General features: G+C 36.9%; 20 protein-coding genes. 15 read left to right on the forward strand and 5 right to left on the reverse strand.

The window, feature by feature from the left end; genetic code table 11:
- Positions 1-2: 2 nt before the first annotated feature.
- On the reverse strand, positions 3-1,013 hold the full coding sequence (gene gap, locus A5819_RS14250; protein ID WP_086279410.1) for a type I glyceraldehyde-3-phosphate dehydrogenase: 1,011 nt from the start codon (positions 1,011-1,013) through the stop codon (positions 3-5).
- A 378-nt stretch (positions 1,014-1,391) separates the two neighbouring features.
- Positions 1,392-1,634: a hypothetical protein gene (locus A5819_RS19315; protein WP_176271435.1), complete on the reverse strand. Its 243-nt coding sequence runs from the start codon at positions 1,632-1,634 to the stop codon at positions 1,392-1,394.
- 178 nt (positions 1,635-1,812) lie between these two features.
- Between A5819_RS19315 and obgE the strand changes: the two genes are divergently transcribed.
- Positions 1,813-3,126, forward strand: a complete 1,314-nt coding sequence (gene obgE, locus A5819_RS14260; RefSeq protein ID WP_086279411.1) for a GTPase ObgE — start codon at positions 1,813-1,815, stop codon at positions 3,124-3,126.
- Positions 3,127-3,212: 86 nt separating this feature from the next.
- Here obgE and A5819_RS14265 read toward each other — a convergent pair whose 3' ends face one another.
- Positions 3,213-3,656: an Lrp/AsnC family transcriptional regulator gene (locus tag A5819_RS14265; RefSeq protein ID WP_086279412.1), complete on the reverse strand. Its 444-nt coding sequence runs from the start codon at positions 3,654-3,656 to the stop codon at positions 3,213-3,215.
- 326 nt (positions 3,657-3,982) lie between these two features.
- Here A5819_RS14265 and A5819_RS14270 point away from each other — a divergent pair, with 326 nt between their 5' ends.
- From A5819_RS14270 to A5819_RS14330, 13 genes are all read left to right on the forward strand, one after another.
- Entirely contained in the window at positions 3,983-5,170 is a 1,188-nt protein-coding gene (locus A5819_RS14270) for a nitrate/nitrite transporter (protein ID WP_086279413.1), read from the forward strand.
- Between the two features lie 67 nt (positions 5,171-5,237).
- Positions 5,238-6,509, forward strand: coding sequence for a kynureninase (gene kynU / locus A5819_RS14275; protein WP_086279414.1), 1,272 nt, complete (start codon positions 5,238-5,240; stop codon positions 6,507-6,509).
- A gap of 154 nt (positions 6,510-6,663) precedes the next feature.
- Entirely contained in the window at positions 6,664-7,416 is a 753-nt protein-coding gene (locus tag A5819_RS14280; RefSeq protein ID WP_086279415.1) for a polyphosphate polymerase domain-containing protein, read from the forward strand.
- Positions 7,406-8,083 carry a DUF4956 domain-containing protein gene (locus A5819_RS14285; protein ID WP_086279416.1) on the forward strand — a complete coding sequence of 226 codons (678 nt, stop codon included), beginning with the start codon at positions 7,406-7,408 and terminating at the stop codon, positions 8,081-8,083. Before A5819_RS14280 ends, A5819_RS14285 begins: the two co-directional genes overlap by 11 nt.
- A gap of 9 nt (positions 8,084-8,092) precedes the next feature.
- Complete coding sequence (locus tag A5819_RS14290) at positions 8,093-9,970, forward strand: carbohydrate-binding domain-containing protein (protein WP_086279417.1); 1,878 nt, start codon at positions 8,093-8,095, stop codon at positions 9,968-9,970.
- A 69-nt stretch (positions 9,971-10,039) separates the two neighbouring features.
- Positions 10,040-10,612, forward strand: coding sequence for a DUF1269 domain-containing protein (locus A5819_RS14295; RefSeq protein WP_086279418.1), 573 nt, complete (start codon positions 10,040-10,042; stop codon positions 10,610-10,612).
- Positions 10,613-10,709: 97 nt separating this feature from the next.
- Positions 10,710-11,402, forward strand: coding sequence for a response regulator transcription factor (locus A5819_RS14300; protein ID WP_086279419.1), 693 nt, complete (start codon positions 10,710-10,712; stop codon positions 11,400-11,402).
- Positions 11,395-12,690, forward strand: coding sequence for a cell wall metabolism sensor histidine kinase WalK (locus A5819_RS14305; RefSeq protein WP_086279420.1), 1,296 nt, complete (start codon positions 11,395-11,397; stop codon positions 12,688-12,690). Before A5819_RS14300 ends, A5819_RS14305 begins: the two co-directional genes overlap by 8 nt.
- 68 nt (positions 12,691-12,758) lie before the next feature.
- Positions 12,759-13,691: a ribonuclease Z gene (rnz, locus tag A5819_RS14310; protein WP_086279421.1), complete on the forward strand. Its 933-nt coding sequence runs from the start codon at positions 12,759-12,761 to the stop codon at positions 13,689-13,691.
- 12 nt (positions 13,692-13,703) lie between these two features.
- Positions 13,704-14,504, forward strand: coding sequence for an SDR family oxidoreductase (locus A5819_RS14315; RefSeq protein WP_086279422.1), 801 nt, complete (start codon positions 13,704-13,706; stop codon positions 14,502-14,504).
- A 25-nt stretch (positions 14,505-14,529) separates the two neighbouring features.
- Complete coding sequence (locus A5819_RS14320) at positions 14,530-14,970, forward strand: lipopolysaccharide assembly LapA domain-containing protein (RefSeq protein WP_086279423.1); 441 nt, start codon at positions 14,530-14,532, stop codon at positions 14,968-14,970.
- 124 nt (positions 14,971-15,094) lie between these two features.
- Positions 15,095-17,404, forward strand: coding sequence for a single-stranded-DNA-specific exonuclease RecJ (gene recJ / locus A5819_RS14325; RefSeq protein ID WP_086279424.1), 2,310 nt, complete (start codon positions 15,095-15,097; stop codon positions 17,402-17,404).
- A 3-nt stretch (positions 17,405-17,407) separates the two neighbouring features.
- Positions 17,408-17,920, forward strand: coding sequence for an adenine phosphoribosyltransferase (locus A5819_RS14330; protein ID WP_086279425.1), 513 nt, complete (start codon positions 17,408-17,410; stop codon positions 17,918-17,920).
- 186 nt (positions 17,921-18,106) lie between these two features.
- Here the strand turns inward: A5819_RS14330 and A5819_RS14335 are convergent, their stop codons facing one another.
- Positions 18,107-18,307: a hypothetical protein gene (locus A5819_RS14335; RefSeq protein WP_086279426.1), complete on the reverse strand. Its 201-nt coding sequence runs from the start codon at positions 18,305-18,307 to the stop codon at positions 18,107-18,109.
- A gap of 161 nt (positions 18,308-18,468) precedes the next feature.
- Positions 18,469-19,122, reverse strand: a complete 654-nt coding sequence (locus A5819_RS14340; RefSeq protein WP_176271436.1) for a hemolysin III family protein — start codon at positions 19,120-19,122, stop codon at positions 18,469-18,471.
- 130 nt (positions 19,123-19,252) lie between these two features.
- Between A5819_RS14340 and A5819_RS14345 the strand changes: the two genes are divergently transcribed.
- Complete coding sequence (locus A5819_RS14345) at positions 19,253-20,095, forward strand: DegV family protein (RefSeq protein WP_086279428.1); 843 nt, start codon at positions 19,253-19,255, stop codon at positions 20,093-20,095.
- Positions 20,096-20,245 lie beyond the last annotated feature (150 nt).

Below are 20,245 nucleotides of genomic sequence, written 5' to 3' on the forward strand. Positions count from 1 at the left end.
CTTTATAAGTTAGCAAATTTTTCTAACAAGCGGATCATTTGGCAGGTAAAACCATATTCATTATCATACCAAGCAACTGTTTTAACTAGTTGGAAATCACCTGATGTGGTTACTTCGGTTTGCGTGGGATCAAAAATGGATCCTTCGGTTGTCCCAATCACATCACCTGAGACGATTTCACGATCATCATAACCAAATGAAGGATTATCAATTGTATGTTTTTTGATTGTTTCATTAATTTGATCAGCAGTGACTTTTGTTTTTAAAATAGAGACAAGTTCAGTCAATGATCCGTCGACTACTGGGACACGTTGCGCATGTCCTTGTAACTTCCCATTTAATTCTGGAATAACTAAACCAATTGCTTTAGCAGCACCTGTTGAATGAGGAATCGTATTATCAGCTGCTGAACGAGCAGCACGTAAATTACCGCCTTTTACAGGTCCATCTAACAACATTTGGGTAGAGGTATAAGCATGAACAGTTGTCATGGTACCAACTTCAATCCCAAATTCATTATTTAAGAAATAAGCCATTGGCGCTAAACAATTTGTTGTACATGAACCAGCTGAAATAATTTTATCCTCTGGCGTTAAGGTATCATCATTAACGTTATAAACGATTGTTTTCATGTCACCAGCTGGAGCTGAGATCACAACCCGTTTCGCACCAGCGTCAATATGTGCTTGTGATTTCGCTTGTGAGGCGTAAAAACCAGTACATTCCAAAACAATGTCAACACCATTTTCAGCTACCCATTTAAGTTTGCTAGCATCAGCTTCCGCATAAACCTTTGTTTCCTCACCGTCAACTACGATTGCATCTTCTGTTGCTGTCACTTTTCCAGGATAAGTACCATGTGTCGAGTCAAATTGTAATAATTGGGCTAACATCGTTGGACTTGTCAAATCATTGATTGCTACAACTTCAATATCATCGGAAACTTCTTTGATACGGCGGAATGCAAGGCGACCAATTCGTCCAAATCCATTAATGCCTACTTTTACTGTCATACTAAATTTCCTCCTTTGATAATTTAGAGCAAATGAACAAACTTGTCTTATTAAGTAGAAACAAATGACCGTAAAACAAGTTCCCATGCTCGACAAATTTAAAATGACTAGCTTTTAATAATCACACATTTAAAAAAGTAATTATATCAGCTATACTAGTAGCATGAACGCTTTTGAGATTTTTGTCAAAAATCTTGTCTTTTAATAGGAAAAAGGAGTTGGGAGAATGAATAACGCTCAAATTGTTGTGTTACTTCAATGGAAGCGATAAAGAGTTGAGACAGATGGGGATCAACTCTAAACCAGAGCTGTATAATAGTATTGTCACGTTGGTTTTTTTAGCCACTATGAAAAGGTTGACTTCCAAGCGTTAGGCGATTATTCAGAACTACTTGAAGAAAAGACCAATTTACGTTTGTATAAAGACTTCTGCCATTCTTTGGCTTTAGGGCTCTTGATCCAAGCAGAAATGACTGATTTATCTAATGATACTAATTTAAATATAACAGCATTAACGCTCACTATGATGACGGCGCAAGAAGCTAGTGCAGCAGCAGCGGCAATCGCTGTATCTGCTACAGCAGCTAATTCTAGTTCATAAAAACGAATTTGGCTAGACAAATCTAGGTTTAACCTTTACAATAAGAAAGGCTTTCAAACAGAATATGTTATCGAAAAGCGAAGGTAAACGAATAACTAAATTTGTAAAAAAGTAAACCCAAAGAAATGGTGAGTTAGAGTATTTCACGGTAAAAGTGAACTATTTTATCCTAATTTCTTTAAGATAGGAGGACACAATATGTCCATGTTTTTAGATCAGGTAACAATCGATGTCAAAGCCGGTAAGGGCGGCGACGGAATGGTTGCCTTTCGTAGAGAAAAATATGTTCCAGATGGCGGACCAGCTGGAGGAGATGGCGGTCAAGGAGGAGATGTGATCCTTGTTGTTGAAGAAGGATTACGGACATTGATGGATTTCCGTTTTAATCGTCATTTTAAAGCACAACCTGGAGAAAACGGGATGAGCAAAGGTATGCACGGACGTGGTTCGGAAAACACTTTTGTTAAAGTTCCCCCTGGTACAACCGTTCGTGATGCTGAAACTGGCACCTTGATCGGAGATTTGATTGAAAATGGTCAAACATTGACGGTCGCAAAAGGTGGACGCGGCGGACGCGGAAATATCCGTTTCGCCTCAGCAAAAAATCCAGCGCCTGAAATTGCTGAAAACGGTGAACCCGGGCAAGAAAGAAAAATCGAACTAGAATTAAAAGTATTAGCTGATGTTGGTTTAGTTGGTTTCCCATCTGTGGGAAAATCTACTTTATTATCTGTGATTTCATCGGCTAGACCTAAAATTGGTGCCTATCATTTTACAACATTAGTTCCTAATCTAGGAATGGTTTCAACGAGTGATGGACGAAGTTTTGCCGCTGCAGATTTACCTGGTTTGATCGAGGGGGCCTCACAAGGTGTTGGGCTTGGAACTCAGTTTTTACGTCATATTGAACGAACTAGAGTTATTTTACATGTGATCGATATGAGCGGGATGGAAGGCCGCGATCCTTACGAGGATTATCTAGCTATTAATAAAGAGCTAGCTTCTCACAATATGCGCTTAATGGAACGTCCGCAAATTATTGTAGCAAATAAAATGGATATGCCAGAAGCAGAAGAAAATTTAAAGAAATTCAAAGAAAAAATTGAAAAAGAACGTACCGATGAATATGCAGATCATCTGCCAATATTCCCAATTTCTGGGGTTTCACGTAAAGGGATTGAACCGTTGCTTAATGCAACAGCTGATTTGATTGATGTTACGCCAGAATTCCCATTATATGAAGAAGAAATCGTAGAGGATACTGTTCGTTATGGTTTCCAACCAGCAGGATCAGAGTTCACAATCGATCGTGATTCAGATGCAACATGGATTTTGTCTGGTGAATCATTAGCAAGACTATTCGAGATGACCAACTTTGAACATGATGAAAGTGTTATGCGTTTTGCTCGTCAATTACGTGGCATGGGCGTGGATGAAGCTTTACGCGCACGTGGAGCTAAAGATGGCGATATTGTTCGAATCGGCGAGTATGAATTTGAATTTGTAGATTAAAAAGAACGATAGAAGAAAAGAGAGCTGATGAATTTCATTGGTTCTCTTTTTTTCTATCGTTTAGTGATTTTGCTAGAAAAATGATCTTAACAATCATTATTGAAAAAATGCAGCTGATTAGTGACTGGCGTTTCCAAAACGACAGAGCTTTTAACGTTGGCAAACTCCATCCACTTTGCAAGCAAATCTTTCATTTCAGTGGTATTGGCCACTGTTGCTTTCACCAAATAATTCACTTCACCACTGACAATATGTACTTCGTTGACATAAGGACTCCCTTTTAAGAGTGCTAAAACTTTTCTGACAGGCAAAGTAACATTACTTAATTCAGTGAAAAACGTAATGGTTTGTTTAATATGCTCCATTGAAAGTTGTATCGTAAAATTTTTGATGATACCTTGTTCAACTAACTTGTTGATTCGTTCCTTCACACTCGGACGACTTAAATTAATTTTTTGAGATAACTCAACGATTGAGATTCTTGAATTTTCATGAAGAATTTGTAGAAGTTTACGATCCGTTTTATCCAATGGTCTACCTCCTTAAGCTGATTCATTTAGTAAGTTTATTATAGAGGATAAATACTAGCTTTTCCATATGATTTTTGACTTATAGGTGATTTTCTGCATCAAAAAGAAACGGAGGATCCCAATTTAATTTCAGATTGTAAAAATAATTGGCATACTTTTGACACATCTGAAAGAAAACGTTATCAATATCTTCATATCTTCATATCTTCATATACAAGAGACAAGCAAATTCGCTATGATTAGTTTATCTGTAAGATGATTTGATGGTATTTTCATAAATAGATTGTTTCTACATGCTAAAAGACAGACTAAAAAGGAGTTTTTTTATGTTGAGAAACAGATGGGTAAAATTTCTTTTGTTATATTTGGGTGGAGTGATTGTTTCTTTAAGTCAATTGAAACTAGTTCCAATTCAAAATGAACTGGGGGCAGACTTAGCTATAAGTCTTTCAATGGTCTCGTGGTTAATGTCGATCTTCACACTTTCAGGTATTTTTTTAGCAATCCCGGGCGGAGCGTTCGTTACTCGCTTTGGTCCTAAAAAATTATTAGTAGGTTTAATGGGTTGCTTGGCAATTGGAAATATCTGGGGAGCCTTTTCAAAAAGTTTTTGGTCATTATTGATTTCAAGAGCCATTGAAGGAATTTCTTTTTCAATGATTATTATGGTCGGAATTGTTTTGATCAACTTTTGGTTTAAAGATAGCAGTAGTGGGATCGCAACTGGGATTTGGGGAACTTTTTCGGCATTAGGATCAATGCTAGCAATGAATTTATTTAAACCATTAGCAAAATCATACGGTTTACGTTCACTTTGGCTGATCATTGCTGTTTTATCTATGATCTTTTTATGTCTATATCTTTTTTTATTAGATGAACCACGTAGTCGATCCAAAACTGGGTCACAAGCAGATAAAGGTTCATTCAAAAAAGCAATAGAAAATAAGGGGATTTGGCTATTAGCACTTGCACAAGGTTGCATGGCGTTTATATTGTTTGCCTTTATCAATCTTTATCCGCAAATTTACACACAACTATACGGATTGTCAGAGACCTTAGCTAATAGTTACACTGGATATTTTGGGCTATTCGGGATTCCATTTGGCGCATTGGCGGGTTATTTGATCGATAAGACTAAAAAGGGGCAAGTTATTATTTTCTGTTCATTTTTATTGATGTTAGCGGCTACCTTTTGGATGGGCTTTTTATCTAACAGTTTTACACTTTTCGCCCAGCTCTTTGCACTTTCTGCTGGAGCCAGTTTAGCTTCCTCATGTGTAATGATTTTAGCACCAAAAATAGTGAAAGAAGAACGATTGATCGGTACCAGTATTTCATTTATCAATTTATTTTATTATATCGGCATTTTTATTGGAACGCCGATTGTGACAAAAATTAGTGACTCAAGCCAATCATGGATAATTGCTATTTATTTACTTAGCGGCGTGGGCGTTATTGCTTTAATAGCTGTTTTTGGATTTGTTAAATTAACTAAACAGAACGCAGTCTTGTAATTCAGTTTGCTGACAAGAAGTATTTTTGATTACTTCTTTAAATAAAAAACTTGGAAGGTGACAAATAATGGAAAGAGAATTTCAAACCACTCTTGCATTTGCAAAAGAATTAGATGAAAAAGATCCACTTAGAAGCATTAGAGATCGCTTTTATGTCCAACCTGGCGAAATTTATATGGATGGTAATTCTTTGGGCTTGGCATCGAAAGACGCTGAAAAAGTCTTACTAAATATGCTGGATATCTGGAAAAAAGAAGGAATCAAATTATGGGATGGATTGTTTCATTATCCTGGAAAATTAGGCGAGATGACATCACCGTTGATCAATGCTTTTCCAGAAGAAATCGTCATTACAGGGAGTACAACGATCAACATCCATCAATGTATCAGCACGTTATATAAACCGACAAAAGATCGTTATAAAATTCTAGTTGATGATTTAAATTTCCCTACAGATCGTTATGCCATCGATAGTCAGGTACAGTTAAGAGGATATGATCCAAATGATGCCGTAAAAGTGGTAAAAAGCGCAGATGGACGATTGATTGATGAATCATCTGTTATTGATGCCATGACGGATGATGTTGCCATCATCTTATTGCCAACTGTTTTATATCGTAGTTCACAAGTTTTAGATATGAAACGAATAACAAAAGCTGCCCATCAAAGAGGGATTCTGATTGGTTGGGATTTATGCCATGCAATTGGGGCAATACCAATGGATTTTAAAGAAGTCGATCCAGATTTTGCAATTTGGTGTACGTACAAATATTTATCAGCTGGTCCTGGATCAATTGCGGGCCTTTATATGAATCAAAAACATTTTAAAGAGACACCTGGTTTAGCTGGTTGGTGGGGAAATAAGGATGAAACACAATTTGAATTGAAACATGAATTTGAACATCAACAAGATGCAAGCGGATGGCAAATTGGATCCCCAAGCTTTTTAGCAATGGCACCTTTGGAAGGAACGTTAGCGATTTTTAATGAAGTAGGAATGGACAAGATTCGTGAAAAATCCTTGTCGATTACAGCATACTTGATGTATTTGATTGATGAAAGGCTTGTAAAATATGGTTTTTGTGTAGGAAATCCTCGTGAAGATAGCAAACGAGGTGGCCATGTCTGTTTAGAGCATGAAGAAGCCTACAGGATTTGTAAGGCCTTGAAAGCAGCAAATATTATTCCTGATTTCAGAGAACCAAATGTCATTCGTTTAGCGCCTATCGCGCTATATAATACCTACGAAGAAGTCTACATCCTAGTTGAAACCTTAGAAAATATTGCTCTAAACAAAAAATATGAGCAGTATAGTAATGAACGAAGCTTAGTCGTATAAACGAAATAAGTATTTTACAACGGTTGATGAACAGTTTAACGAATAGTAATAAAAAAACGTGGTACAAAACTAAAAATTAGTTTTGTACCACGTTTTTTAAGCTTCGTTTATGGTTGCTTTTTTATAATGGGTTTAGTCAAAGGAGGAGAAAATAATGGTCAAACTAAAAAATAGCTTTCAAAGAAAAGAAAAAAAGTATGCACTGACAGAACAACAGTATCAAAAATTAAGAGAGAAGTTAGATGGTTTTATGCAAGAAGACGCTTATGGTCTACATACAATTATTTCAGTTTATTTTGATACGGAAGATTATGAACTAATCCGCCATTCAGTTACCAAACCTGTTTATAAAGAAAAATTTAGAATCCGTAGTTATGGTGTTCCTAAAGCAGAATCTGATGTCTTCTTAGAAATAAAAAAGAAAGTCAGCGGTGTGGTCTATAAAAGAAGAGTGGCGTTAACCTATAATGCAGCTAAAGGATATATTCAGCACCCACATGCATTTGAATTAGCGAAAAGAAAAGACCAGCAAATCAAACAGGAAATCGACTGGCTTTTAGCTAGAAAGAGATTAGAACCTAAAGTGATGATTGCATATGACAGACGAGCTTTATTCGCTTGTGAAAACGAAGAATTTAGAGTGACATTTGATTTTGATATTCGCTATCGAAAAGAAAATTTATCTCATAAATTAGATGACAAAGGAGAGCGAGTAGCACCGGAAATCGATGTGTTGATGGAAGTTAAAGCTTTGGGTGCCTATCCTTTATGGTTTTCAGAAATTTTGACTGAACTAGAATTGTATCCAACTTCCTTTTCAAAGTATGCGCAAACATATCAACGTTATCTCTATACATTAAACCCATTAAGTAGTAAACAAAGAGAGGAATTTAGTCATGTTATCTAGTTTATTAGTAGAAAGTTCAGTTGAGTTATCATTAAAGCAGCTTTTAGTCTGTATTGTTACATCCGTTTTATTAGGTCTTTTAGTAGCTTGTGTCCATATGTATCGAAATGTCTATAGTAAAAACTTTGTGATTACGTTAGCTGTTTTACCACTATTGGTGCAATTAGTGATCATGTTAGTTAATGGTAATTTAGGAACTGGTGTTGCGGTTTTAGGTGCATTCAGTTTGATCAGGTTTCGCTCTGTAGCTGGAGGGGCTAGAGAGATCACCAGTATTTTCTGGTCAATGGGCATTGGTTTGGCAACTGGGATGGGTTATGTTCATTATATTGTTTTATTTTCCATTGTTATCGCATTGTTTTTAATCCTGTTGAACACCATTCACTTTGGGGAGAAACAAAAAGTTGCAGAAAGAGAAATAAAAATCACGATTCCTGAAGATTTAGATTATCCTGGTTTATTTGATGACCTGTTTCAACAATATACCTATGCGGCAAATTTGGACTCAGTAAAAACGACAAACATGGGTAGTTTATATGAATTACGGTATCGTGTTACCTTAAAGGATAACCAAAAAGAAAAGGAATTGATGGACGCAATGCGTGTTAGAAATGGTAATTTAACGATTGTTTTTGGGAAAGTTTCGACAAATAGAGAAGAATTGTAGGTGCTTATAATGAAAAAAACGAAATTCAACTTAACGATCTTAAGCCTGTTGCTTATTACTCTATTGGCTGGTTGTGCAAAAGAAGAGACCGTCAAAACAACAACATCGACAACAAAAAATTCAGAGCAGGTCGTCTCGGTTCAAGAAGCAACAAAAACAGCTGACAACAAATATGGTGTGTATGAAGATGAAGATTTTGATGAAGAATATGATAAAAATACCGCAACAACAATCGAGTTAAAGGACTCTGGTAGCGTCATTACCGGTTCAGGCGTCTCTGAAAAAGATAAGATCGTCTCAATTACTGCTGGTGGAACATATATTATAACGGGGAATTACCATGGCCAACTGAAAATCAACGCTAACGAGGAAACAGTTCATTTAGTTTTAAATAATGTTGAAATAACAAATGACTCTTCTTCAGCCATTTACGTTGAGCAAGCTAAAAAAGTGATTACAACTTTAGCTCAAGGAACAAACAATACTCTTTCAGATGGTTCTGACTATACATTTACTACTACTGATCAAACCGAACCCGATGCTACATTTTATAGTAAAGATGATTTAACGATTAATGGGACTGGTAATCTAGAAGTTAGTGGCAACTACAGCAACGGGATTCGCAGCAAAGACGATTTAGTGATTACCAATGGAACAATCAAAGTCACTGCTAAAAATAATGCAATCAAAGGCAAAGATTCCGTATCAATTGCAGATGGAACATTTACGCTAACAACTACTGAAGGAGATGGAATTCAAGCCAATAATAGTACTGATACAGATAAAGGGTGGATCGCTATCGATGGTGGGATATTTGCGGTTCAATCAGGAAATGATGGGATTCAAGCAGAAACTAACTTATCGATCGGGAAAGCTGAGATCCAAATTCAGACAGCAAAAGGTTATGACGATCAATCAATTGATACTACGGCTAGTTACAAAGGTTTAAAAGCTTCTGGTAATATTATTATAGAGGATGGAGAATTTGATTTAAACACAGCTGATGATGCAATCCATTCAAATGCGACTGTTACGATCAATAACGGAATGTTTTCGTTAGCAAGTGGTGATGACGGTATTCATGCGGATACTGATTTGTTGATCAATAACGGAACGATCAATGTTAGCCATTCGTATGAAGGGTTAGAAGGTGCAACCGTGACCATTAATAACGGGGACATTTCTGTCAACGCATCAGACGATGGAATCAATGCTGCAGGAGGCAGTTCTGGCGAAGCAGAAGCTGGTGGTCAATTTGGACCAGACTCATTTGGAGAACCTGGCGGCCAACCAGGTGGTGGTGGAGATAGTACTAAATTTATCGAAATAAATGGTGGAACCACCTACGTAAATGCTGATGGCGATGGTATTGACAGCAATGGGGATGTTCGGATGACAGATGGAACGCTGATTGTAAATGGACCTACTGATAACGGTAATGCAGCCCTTGATTATGATGGAACCTTCACTATGACTGGTGGTCTATTGGCAGCAAGCGGTAGCGCAGGTATGGCGATGAGTGCAAGCGACGTTTCTACCCAAGCATCCTTAAGTTTATATTTTGACGAAACACAAAAAGCTGGAACAGTGGTTCACTTGGAAAATGCTGCAGGTGATTCGATTATTTCCCTTGCTCCAGACAAAGACTTTTCTCATATTACCATTAGTTCGCCAAACCTAAAAGTCGGAGAAACTATAACGTTATTTACTGGTGGTAAAGAATCAGGCACAGCTAAAAATGGTTTATACAGCAATAGCAACTATACAAATGGAACAGAGCTAGCCAAAATTACCCTTGATAGCATATTAACTTCAGTTGATCAATCTGGTGCGGTAGTCACCGGCAGTCAAATGGGGGGCGGACCTGGCGACCAAGGACCCAGATAATTGATTTTCATTGCACTAGTGACTAGTTTATTGATAGAATAAGGATATCAAATAGAACGAGGTGGTCAAATGTCGAAACGTGTTATTATTATGCATTTTGAAGTAGAGAGCCAAGCTTACCAAGCATTTTCAGAGATAAAAAAATTGTATGTTGAGAAAAAAATCAAAGGAGAGCAAATGGCTGTTGTAACCCATATAAACGATGGGGTTCATCAATTTAAAATTGATGATTTCTTAGACTTTACTGGTAATAATCATACATCAAAAAATAGTATGATCGGTATGTTGATCGGCATTTTAGGCGGTCCGCTAGGAATTTTACTAGGTTGGTTTGCAGGAAGTCTCTTTGGTGCTTCTCAAGATGCTAAAGAGATTCAAGGTGCACAAACAGTTTTTGAACATGTGACAAAACAAATCGGTGTAGGCGAAACAGGACTCATTCTGATTGCTGAAGAAGATGACAATCGCCCTTTAAATCAGTTGATTATGAATGAATTAGGCGGAGAAATTACCCGCTTAGATTTTGAAGATGTCGAAAAAGAGATCACAGATGCCAAAGCAGTTGAAAAAGAAACAAAAGACTCTGCTGAAAAATCTTGGCAAGATAAAAAGCAAGATACAAGTGAAAAAGACGAAAAGTAAGCGATAGGCAAAATAAAAGCAATTAAAGAACTCAGAAGACGTGACAAAGAAAACTCTTTTGGCACGTCTTTTTTGAGCTTAAAGGATGTGAAGAGCACTGTTAAAAATATTATTAGTTGAAGATGACGAAATTTTGTCGGATAGCATTTTAGAGATTTTATCTGAAATCGGTGAAATCACGCAAATTTATGATGGAGCAGAAGCACTGTACGAGGGTGAACGTGGGATCTATGATTTAATCGTTCTAGATTTAATGTTGCCGACCATATCTGGTGAACAGGTTTTGACGGCATTGAGAAAAAAAAGCATCTATACACCGGTTCTGATTTTAACCGCTAAAGATGGCTTAGAAGATAAAGTGAATGGGTTTAAAAATGGTGGCGATGACTATTTAACCAAACCATTTCATCGCGAAGAACTATTACTGCGTGTTCAGGCACTGGCTCGTCGATCATTAGGAATGAACAGTAAAAATGAGCTAGTGATCGGACCGCTATGTTTAGAGTTAGATAATCGACAAGCCAGTTTTAATGGCAATGAAATCACGCTGCAAGGAAAAGAATTTGATTTATTACACTACTTGATGCAAAATCAGGGACGAATCATTACGAAAGATCAATTATTTGACCGCATTTGGGGCTTTCAATCAGATACAACACTCACTGTTGTTGAAGTCTATATGAGTAATTTAAGAAAGAACTTGAAGCCATGGGGCATCGATCGTTGGATTAAGACCTTACGTAATGTTGGTTACCTTTTTGAAGTACCAGAGGATGTGAAACATGAATAAACAACTGAGTAAAAAGCAGAGAATCCATTATTTTCTGATCAATTTGATTTCATTTGCAAGTATCTTTTTAATCCTAGGCTTGATTGTTTTTCAATTAGTCCAAACATCAATTTATCAAACAGTTGATCATGATCTAAAGCGACTTTCCCAAGATCAAAAATTTTTATCGCATCAATTACTCCAAGTAGAGCGCACGCAAGGCGATCCCTCTCAGCTAGCCAAATTTGATACACCACCACCTAATAATTTTCAACAACAGGTGATTCTTTGGTCTAAAGAGGGAGACATACTCAATGAAGCTGAATTAGGTTCGCGTTTTTATGACTTTCAGAAGTTAACGTTATCAACGGATGACTTAAATAAAATCACTAGCGTTCAAACAAAAGATAGTAACAATCGTTCATTACAGTTTCGCTCAATCACTTTAGCGGTTACGAATTCAGAACAGGTCGCTTATGTTCAACTTCTAGTAAATATTGATCCGATTAAAGGAACGGTTGAGCAATTCAAACAAATCTTAATTATCTGTATGATTATTTTCGGGTTATTGTCGATCGCTTTAAGTTACTTTCTTTCAAAATGGTTTATGAAACCCATTTTGATTTCTTGGAAAAAACAGCAAGAATTTGTTGAAAATGCTTCTCATGAGTTGCGAACACCATTAACGATCATCCAAGCAAAATTAGAGAAATTATTTACTAAACCAAACCATACTATTTTAGAAGAGTCAGAAACGATTGCTTTATCACTAGATGAAGTACAACGCCTGAGCCAACTGACTAGTGACTTACTTTTATTGGCACGATCAGATTCCAACTCGTTGACATTGGAAAAAGAACCTGTAAAAATCAACAGTTTTTTAAAAACTGTACTCATACCATATCAAGAATTGGCTACTGCAGAAGCAAAAGAGTTCATTATTGATTTAGGAGAAGAACAACAATTGCTTTTCGATAAGAAAAGAATTCATCAGTTACTGATTATCTTGTTGGATAATGCTCTAAAGTATACCGCTCCTGGTGAAAAAATAACTGTCTTTTCGACTGTCAAAAATAACGAGTGGCTACTTAAGATTAGCGACACTGGCATTGGAATTGCTGCAGAAAAAAAGAGCGCTGTTTTTGAACGATTTTATCGAGGAGAAGAGTCTAGGAACCGTAAAACAGGTGGATACGGAATCGGGTTAGCTATTGCTAAATGGATCGTAGATGAACACCAAGGAAAAATCGACTTACTAGATACAGACCCAAAAGGTACAACAGTTATGCTACGTTTTCCTGTAAAATAAATATTATTTGCTAAAGCGGCAACTTTCTTCTAAAATAAAGGAGAAGTTTAAAGAAAGATAGGTAGCCAATGGAATTACAATTTTTAGGTACAGGCGCTGGGGTTCCAGCAAAACATCGTAATGTGAGTAGCATTGCTCTGAAATTATTAGACGAAAGGAATGCAGTTTGGTTGTTTGACTGTGGCGAAGGAACACAATTACAAATTTTAAAAAGTAACATTCGTCCAAGAAAAATCGAGAAAATTTTTATCACTCATTTACACGGCGACCATATTTTTGGTCTACCAGGCTTATTAAGTAGTCGCTCGTTCCAAGGCGGCAATGAAAAACTAGAGATTTACGGACCAGTTGGAATTGCCGACTATGTGAGAACGGCACTAAAAGTTTCCCAAACGCGACTTTCATATGAATTGAAGTTTGTTGAAATCACAAAAGCAGACACAGTCTTTTCTGACAAACAATTTATAGTGTCTTGTCTACCATTAGACCATGGGATTGCTAGCTTCGGTTACCGGATTGTTGAAGCGGATCATGAAGGGGAATTACAAGTAGAAAAATTAGCAGCTTTAAACATCCCTTCAGGACCGATATACGGAAAAATCAAACGAGGAGAATCTGTAACCTTACCTGATGGAACGGTGATTAACGGAAAAGACTTCGTTGGTGAGAAAAAACTTGGTAGAATCGTCACTATTTTAGGTGATACAAGAAAAACCAAAAATAGTGTATCTCTTGCAGAGGACGCCGATGTGCTCGTTCATGAAAGCACCTTTAATAAAGAAGAAGAAAAAATGGCAAAAGCTTATTATCATTCGACGAGTCATCAGGCCGCCCAAGTTGCTCTGGAAGCCGACGCGAAAAAATTAATATTGACACATATCAGTGCTCGATACTTAACAGGGGACATTATCCAATTAGAAAATGAAGCCAAAGAAATTTTTCGGAACACTAAGATTGTTAAAGACATGGAGATTATCGAGATCCCTTTTAGAAATGAGTAAGGAGGAAAAAGTATGATTAAAGGACAAGCGTTAGCTGACAAAGTTGTTGTTGTAACGGGTGGTTCAGCAGGGTTAGGCGAACAAATTTGTTACGAAGCAGCAAAACAAGGAGCCATCGTAGTTGTTTGTGCTAGAAGAATCAATTTGATTGGAAAAGTGAAAGAAACGTGTGAAGAACTGAGTGGGAAATTGGCTCATTCATTCCAATTAGACATTGCCGATCCTGACAATGTTGAGACTGTTTTTGAGAAAATTCAGACGGAAGTTGGCCCCATTGATGTACTAGTCAACAATGCTGGCTTTGGACTATTTGAAAATTTCATCGATACAGATTTAGCGATTGCTAGAAACATGTTTGAAGTAAATGTTCTAGGCATGATGGTCTTCACTCAAAAAGCTGCGATTCAAATGGCTGAAAGAGGGACTGGCCATATAATGAATGTAGCCTCGATGGCTGGAAAAATGGCCACAGCAAAATCAACTATTTACTCTGCTACTAAATTTGCTGTCCTAGGTTTTTCAAATGCTTTACGTTTAGAACTAAGACCATTAGGAATCTCAGTTACGACCGTTAATCCGGGCCCAATCGAAACTGAATTTTTTGATAAAGCGGATCCTACTGGCAATTATCTAGCTTCTGTGGATCTATTCGTTTTAGAACCTACTAAATTAGCTAAAGAAATTGTGAATGCAATGGGCACCTCGAAACGTGAAATCAATCGCCCGCGCATCATGGAAGCCGCTTCCCGGCTGTATACTTTATTTCCATATTTAGGTGATTTATTAGCTGGCGGAGTACTAAACAAAAAATAATATAACTACAAGGGGGAAACTGTTCATGAAAAACCAGTGGCGTGTAGTTATCGGTCTGGTGTTAGTTCTGATTGTTGTTGTTTTTGCTGTGTTGAATAGTCAAACTGTTCCAGTCAGCTTTGGCTTTGCAAAAATCTCAGGTCCATTGATTTTGATTATTCTAGGTTCCGCAATTGTTGGTGCGTTGATTGGTCTATTGACTTCGACAACGACAATGTGGAAACAGAAGAAACAAGTAAAAGAATTAAAGAAGGACATTGAAACATATAAAAATGATGCAGATAAACTAGCTCAAGAAGAAGTAGAGAAGGTTAAACGGACCTATGAGAATCAGCTAGCAGAGTTGCAAGCTAAATACGATGCTGCAGCATCTCAAGCGCCAATATCACCAAATGTTGACGTAGAATCTGTTGGTAGTCGGGTTGATCACTTTACTAAGCCAAGAACGAGCGACGAAGATTTATAAGGTGGAAAAGCCAAGATACAAAGTAGTAATATTTTGTCTTGGCTTTTTAATTTGTGTTTTTTTAGGATACTTTCTTTAGTTTTCCGATTCTATTTGATATAATTACTTGGTTAGGAGTGACGTCGTGAAAAAAGCAAAATATATATGGCAATTACGGGAAAAAACAGCGTTGCCAGAAGAATTTTCAGCTATACTAACAAAAGAGCAGATCAATCCTTTATTAGGTCAAATTTTGTGGCATCGTGGTATTCAGTCTCAAGAAGTCCTGGAAACCTATTTACGTCCCACAGTAGAAAATCTTTATGACCCTTTTTTGATGCATGATATGGAGAAAACAATAACCAGAATCCAAGATGCTGTGGCTCAAGGCGAAAGAATCTTGATATATGGAGATTATGATGCTGATGGTATCACAAGCACAACGGTTATGAAAGAAGCTATTGAATTGATAGGTGGGGAAGTAGAGTATTTCTTACCAAATCGATTTATTCATGGCTATGGACCTAATTTGACTGTGTTTAAAGAACAGATTGAAAATGGTGCTCAATTGATTATTACAGTCGATAATGGCGTGGCAGGTCATGAAGCAATTAATTATGCAACAGAACAGAGCGTCGATGTCATTGTGACCGATCACCACGAATTGCCACCAGAATTACCCAATGCGTTTTCAATTATTCATCCAAAACATCCACAAGGTCAGTATCCTTTTGGAGACTTAGCTGGGGTAGGGGTAGCATTTAAAGTAGCAACAGCTCTGTTAGGAGAATTGCCAGCTGAATTTCTTGATTTAGTTGCGATTGGAACAATTGCCGATTTAGTCTCTCTAACAGATGAAAATAGAGTTCTGGTTAAAATGGGACTAGAAATGATTCAAAACGGTGAAAGAATCGGTTTGGATATCTTAATTCATCTAGCAGAATTAAAAAAAGAGGCAATCAGTGAAGAAAATATTGGTTTTACAATTGCACCGCGTTTGAATGCTTTAGGCCGATTAGGCGATGCCTCTTCCGGAGTTGAATTAATGACAACTTTCGACGAAGAAGAAGCAGAGCGGATCGCAACCTATATCAATAATCAAAATGATGAGCGTAAAGAAATTGTCGCTACAATCACAAAAGAAGCTTTTGAGCTGATTGAACCAACAGATCCCATTCAGATTGTTGCAAAAAAAGGTTGGCATGAAGGTGTTTTAGGTATTGTTGCTGGCAGAATTATGCAGGATACTGGAAAACCGACGATCGTGTTAACGATTGACGAATCAGATGAAATTGCTAAAGGATCAGGGCGTAGCGTCTCAGCACTGAACTTATTTGATTCTTTAAGCGAAATTCGTGAAGAATTCACTCATTTTGGTGGTCATCATATGGCTGCTGGAATGACATTACCTGTTCAGAATATCAACAAAGTAAAAGAACATTTAATTCATTATCTTGAAAGAAATCAGATCGATCTTTCACAAGGACAAGAACTATTGATCGATGAGTCTTTAAAAGTCGATGAAGTGACAATTCCTTTCATCCAACAATTAAAAATTCTCGCGCCATTTGGGACAGACAATCCAGTTCCAAATTTCTTGTTTGAAGATGTTTCAATCGAACAAAGTCGTCAAATCGGGGCTGATAAAAGCCATCTTAAGTTCCAGCTAAGTCAAGGTGGAGCTAAATTAGATGCAATTGCATTTCAAATGGGCAATCAGGCAGATGAATTTGGTCAAGGCACAACGAATGTTGCAGGACAATTATCGATCAATGAGTGGAATGGGAATAAAAAACCGCAATTAATGGTCAGTGATTTTTCAGTAGATGGTATGCAGCTTTTTGACTTTAGAGGGAAAAATAGTCGGCAAAAAGAAATATCTATTGCTAATACACTCTATATTTATTTTAATTCCGAGAGTAAAAAACTAGTTGACGAGCAAACGGATCATTGGTTGTTTAGCACTGTTGATGAAGCTGTCATGATGATTGAAAAAACTAATAGTCAACAATTAGTTTTTGTCGATTGTCCCGACGATGTTGGGTTGTTAAAACAAATCACCCAAACAGGGAAAATCGAGCGTGTTTACATGTTAGGTGTTTCTCATGAAGAAGCCTATCTAAATGGGACAGGCACTAGAGAACAATATGCTCAACTTTATAAATTTGTCAGACAACAAGAACAAGTAGATGTTCGTTACAAGCTGAATGTTGTAGCACAACACTTAAAAATTCAAGAAAAGCTATTAATTTTTATGATTCAGGTGTTTTTTGACTTAGGATTTGTTACAATAGAAAACGGTGTTTTAAGAAAAGTTGAAAGTCCTGAAAATCATCCATTGACGGAAAGTAAGGTCTATCAAACTCGCTTAAAAAAAATCAAAACAGAAGAGTTTTTGCTATACAGCGATCGTGAGACATTACAACAGTGGCTGTGGAACGAGGAGGAAGTATAAAAGATGAATTTAAAAGATTATATTGCTAGTATTCCAGATTATCCAGAAAAAGGAGTTATCTTTAGAGATATCTCACCATTGATGGCCAATGGCGAGGCCTATCGTGAAGCAACAAAACAAATCGTTGATTATGCGAAAGAAAAAAGAATTGATATGGTCGTAGGCCCTGAAGCGCGCGGTTTTATTGTCGGGTGTCCAGTCGCATATGAATTAGGTGTCGGCTTTGCTCCAGTCCGTAAAAAAGGAAAGTTACCACGCGAAACGATTGAAGTAACTTATGATTTGGAATATGGGACTGATACATTAACTCTTCATAAAGATGCCATCACTCCTGGTCAACGAGTATTGATTTGTGATGACTTATTGGCAACAGGTGGTACCATCAAGGCAACGGTTGAGTTGATCGAATCATTAGGTGGTATCGTAGTCGGTTGTGCTTTTCTAATTGAATTGATGGACTTACATGGACGCGATAAAATCAAGGATTATGAAATTGTGACATTGATGGAATATTAAAAAAGAGGATAGGATAGAAGGGCGTTCTTCTGCATCTACGGTTCTCGTTTCACTCCGATCGTCGAAGCATCGAGGGCCGTTTGCTCCAAGCGTTTATTTGGATAAAAAGATCCTGAAACATAACTTTTCAAGTTTATGTTCCAGGATCTTTTTTTATTCTAACTAACTAAATAGCTCAGTTTGGTTCTATGGATATTTGCGATAAACATATTGTTGATGGTCATTTTTTTTTCTAGTATGAGAATATCGTTTTTCATCCCATAGCATAAACCATATAATAAATAGAGGGCTAACAATAAGTAATGCGGACTGTAACCCTAATGTTCCTAAGAAAATACCAATAATCAATACAACAAATAATAACCCGCCACGACGAACTGCTTTCATTCTTAATCACCTCATAATTTTTATCGAACAAACGTTTGTATAGTTATTATACGAATGTTTGTTCGGTTTGTAAAGATATAAATACAAAAAAAGGTACTTCTTTTTTGATTTCTCAAAAAGAAGTACCAAGAATCCTTTGTTCATAAGGATTTGATAGTTGTTTAAGTATAAAGTAAAATTGAAAAGAACATGAATCCTGCTCCTAACATTACGAACAAATGCCAAACTACATGCATGAAGCGAACGCTCTTTAAACTATAAAAGGCAGCACCTAATGTATAAGAAACGCCTCCAGCCACTAATAAAGCTATTCCAGTAGGCCCTAAAGAATCATATAAAGGTTTTGCTGCTGTAATACAAAGCCAGCCCATAATAATGTAAATGACCGTTGAAACATTTTTTACTGTCTCTTGTTTATGAAGTGTTAAAGATTTGTAGACAACTCCACTGATTGCCATGACCCAAATAAGAACAAACAATAGCCAGCCTAACCAACCCTTGATGCTCAATAAGCAAAATGGTGTATAGCTACCAGCAATCAATAAGAAAATCGAACTATGGTCGAAGACCTGGAAGACTTTCTTAGCTCTAGTAAAAATCAAACTGTGAAATAAAGTTGAGGATAGGAATAACAGAATCAATGTTGAACCATAAATAGCATAGGAAACAACATGAACAGCTGAACCAAGCCTTGCACCCTTGACTAACAAAATCACTAATCCTGCAATACTTAAACTAGCCCCAATCCCGTGAGTAACTGCATTAAGTACTTCATTTAAAATCATATATTTTCTCGAGAATTTTGCTTTTTCCAAGAAATCAACTTCCTTCATTTTAATTTGGTGAAAAATAATTCTTTGTCTGTTATAATATAAACAGACATTCAAGCCTCAAAAGTATTCTACCACGAATTGAGGTTGTTTTTAAAGAAAGAGTGATAAAATTATGACAAATGTTAAAATTGTGACTGATTCTTCTTGCACAATGCTGAAAAGTATACGCGATGATTTAGATATTCAGATGATGCCTTTATCTGTAATGATCGATGGCGTAGTTTACGCAGATGACGATCATTTAGAAGGCGAACATTTTATGGAATTAATGAGTACGGCTAAAGCTTTGCCAAAAACGAGTCAACCACCAATTGGTGAGTTTGTAGACCTGTATGACCGTTTAGGCGCTGATGGCAGTGAAGTTGTCTCGATTCATATGACAAAAGGCTTGAGCGGCACTGTAGAAGCTGCTAGACAAGCTGGGAATCTTAGCTCTGCTAACGTTACAGTGATTGACAGTGACTTCACGGATCAAGGATTATCATTCCAAGTGATTCAAGCGGCTAAACTTGCTAAAAACGGGGCTGGTGTTCCAGAAATTTTAGCAGAAATCAATCATGTCAAAGAAAACACCAAGCTTTTCATCGGTATATCTACATTGGATAATCTAGTTAAAGGTGGCCGAATCAGTCGTGCAACCGGTCTTTTATCCAGTATTTTTAATATGAAAGTTGTAATGGATTTTGATCAAACAGAACTGATTCCAGTAGCCAAAGGTAGAGGGATGAAAACCTTTAATAAATGGTTTGATGAGTTGAAAAGTGAATTGAGTAGCTTATCAAATGTACGTCAAATTGGGATTTCTCATGCAGATGGACTAGAGCTGGCAAACAGTTTTAAAGAAGGGCTGCAAGCACTATTTCCTGATATGGATATTCCTGTATTGCATACAAATCCTGTAATTGCGACTCATACAGGTAAAGGTGCTTTTGCTATCATGTACTATACAGACTAAACAGACTGAGTTTTGAGCAGATCAAACTGATCTGCTTTTTTTAATAAAAATTTTTATAACTTTTACTGTACAAATGACAATAAAATAGAGATAATTTAGTTTAATAGGACTAAAAAGCCGGTGACTGTATATTGCACTATTTTTTTGTGA

The sequence above is a fragment of the Enterococcus sp. 7E2_DIV0204 genome, assembly GCF_002140855.1.
Classification (GTDB): domain Bacteria; phylum Bacillota; class Bacilli; order Lactobacillales; family Enterococcaceae; genus Enterococcus_L; species Enterococcus_L lemimoniae.

What these genes read in the sequence shown, in the direction of transcription:
- gap (WP_086279410.1), bottom strand. Translation starts at nt 1,013, where the DNA reads ATGACAGTAAAAGTAGGCATTAATGGATTTGGACGAATTGGTCGCCTT.
- obgE (WP_086279411.1), top strand. Translation starts at nt 1,813, where the DNA reads ATGTCCATGTTTTTAGATCAGGTAACAATCGATGTCAAAGCCGGTAAG.
- A5819_RS14270 (WP_086279413.1), top strand. Translation starts at nt 3,983, where the DNA reads ATGTTGAGAAACAGATGGGTAAAATTTCTTTTGTTATATTTGGGTGGA.
- kynU (WP_086279414.1), top strand. Translation starts at nt 5,238, where the DNA reads ATGGAAAGAGAATTTCAAACCACTCTTGCATTTGCAAAAGAATTAGAT.
- A5819_RS14280 (WP_086279415.1), top strand. Translation starts at nt 6,664, where the DNA reads ATGGTCAAACTAAAAAATAGCTTTCAAAGAAAAGAAAAAAAGTATGCA.
- A5819_RS14285 (WP_086279416.1), top strand. Translation starts at nt 7,406, where the DNA reads ATGTTATCTAGTTTATTAGTAGAAAGTTCAGTTGAGTTATCATTAAAG.
- A5819_RS14290 (WP_086279417.1), top strand. Translation starts at nt 8,093, where the DNA reads ATGAAAAAAACGAAATTCAACTTAACGATCTTAAGCCTGTTGCTTATT.
- A5819_RS14295 (WP_086279418.1), top strand. Translation starts at nt 10,040, where the DNA reads ATGTCGAAACGTGTTATTATTATGCATTTTGAAGTAGAGAGCCAAGCT.
- A5819_RS14305 (WP_086279420.1), top strand. Translation starts at nt 11,395, where the DNA reads ATGAATAAACAACTGAGTAAAAAGCAGAGAATCCATTATTTTCTGATC.
- rnz (WP_086279421.1), top strand. Translation starts at nt 12,759, where the DNA reads ATGGAATTACAATTTTTAGGTACAGGCGCTGGGGTTCCAGCAAAACAT.
- A5819_RS14315 (WP_086279422.1), top strand. Translation starts at nt 13,704, where the DNA reads ATGATTAAAGGACAAGCGTTAGCTGACAAAGTTGTTGTTGTAACGGGT.
- A5819_RS14320 (WP_086279423.1), top strand. Translation starts at nt 14,530, where the DNA reads ATGAAAAACCAGTGGCGTGTAGTTATCGGTCTGGTGTTAGTTCTGATT.
- A5819_RS14330 (WP_086279425.1), top strand. Translation starts at nt 17,408, where the DNA reads ATGAATTTAAAAGATTATATTGCTAGTATTCCAGATTATCCAGAAAAA.
- A5819_RS14335 (WP_086279426.1), bottom strand. Translation starts at nt 18,307, where the DNA reads ATGAAAGCAGTTCGTCGTGGCGGGTTATTATTTGTTGTATTGATTATT.
- A5819_RS14345 (WP_086279428.1), top strand. Translation starts at nt 19,253, where the DNA reads ATGACAAATGTTAAAATTGTGACTGATTCTTCTTGCACAATGCTGAAA.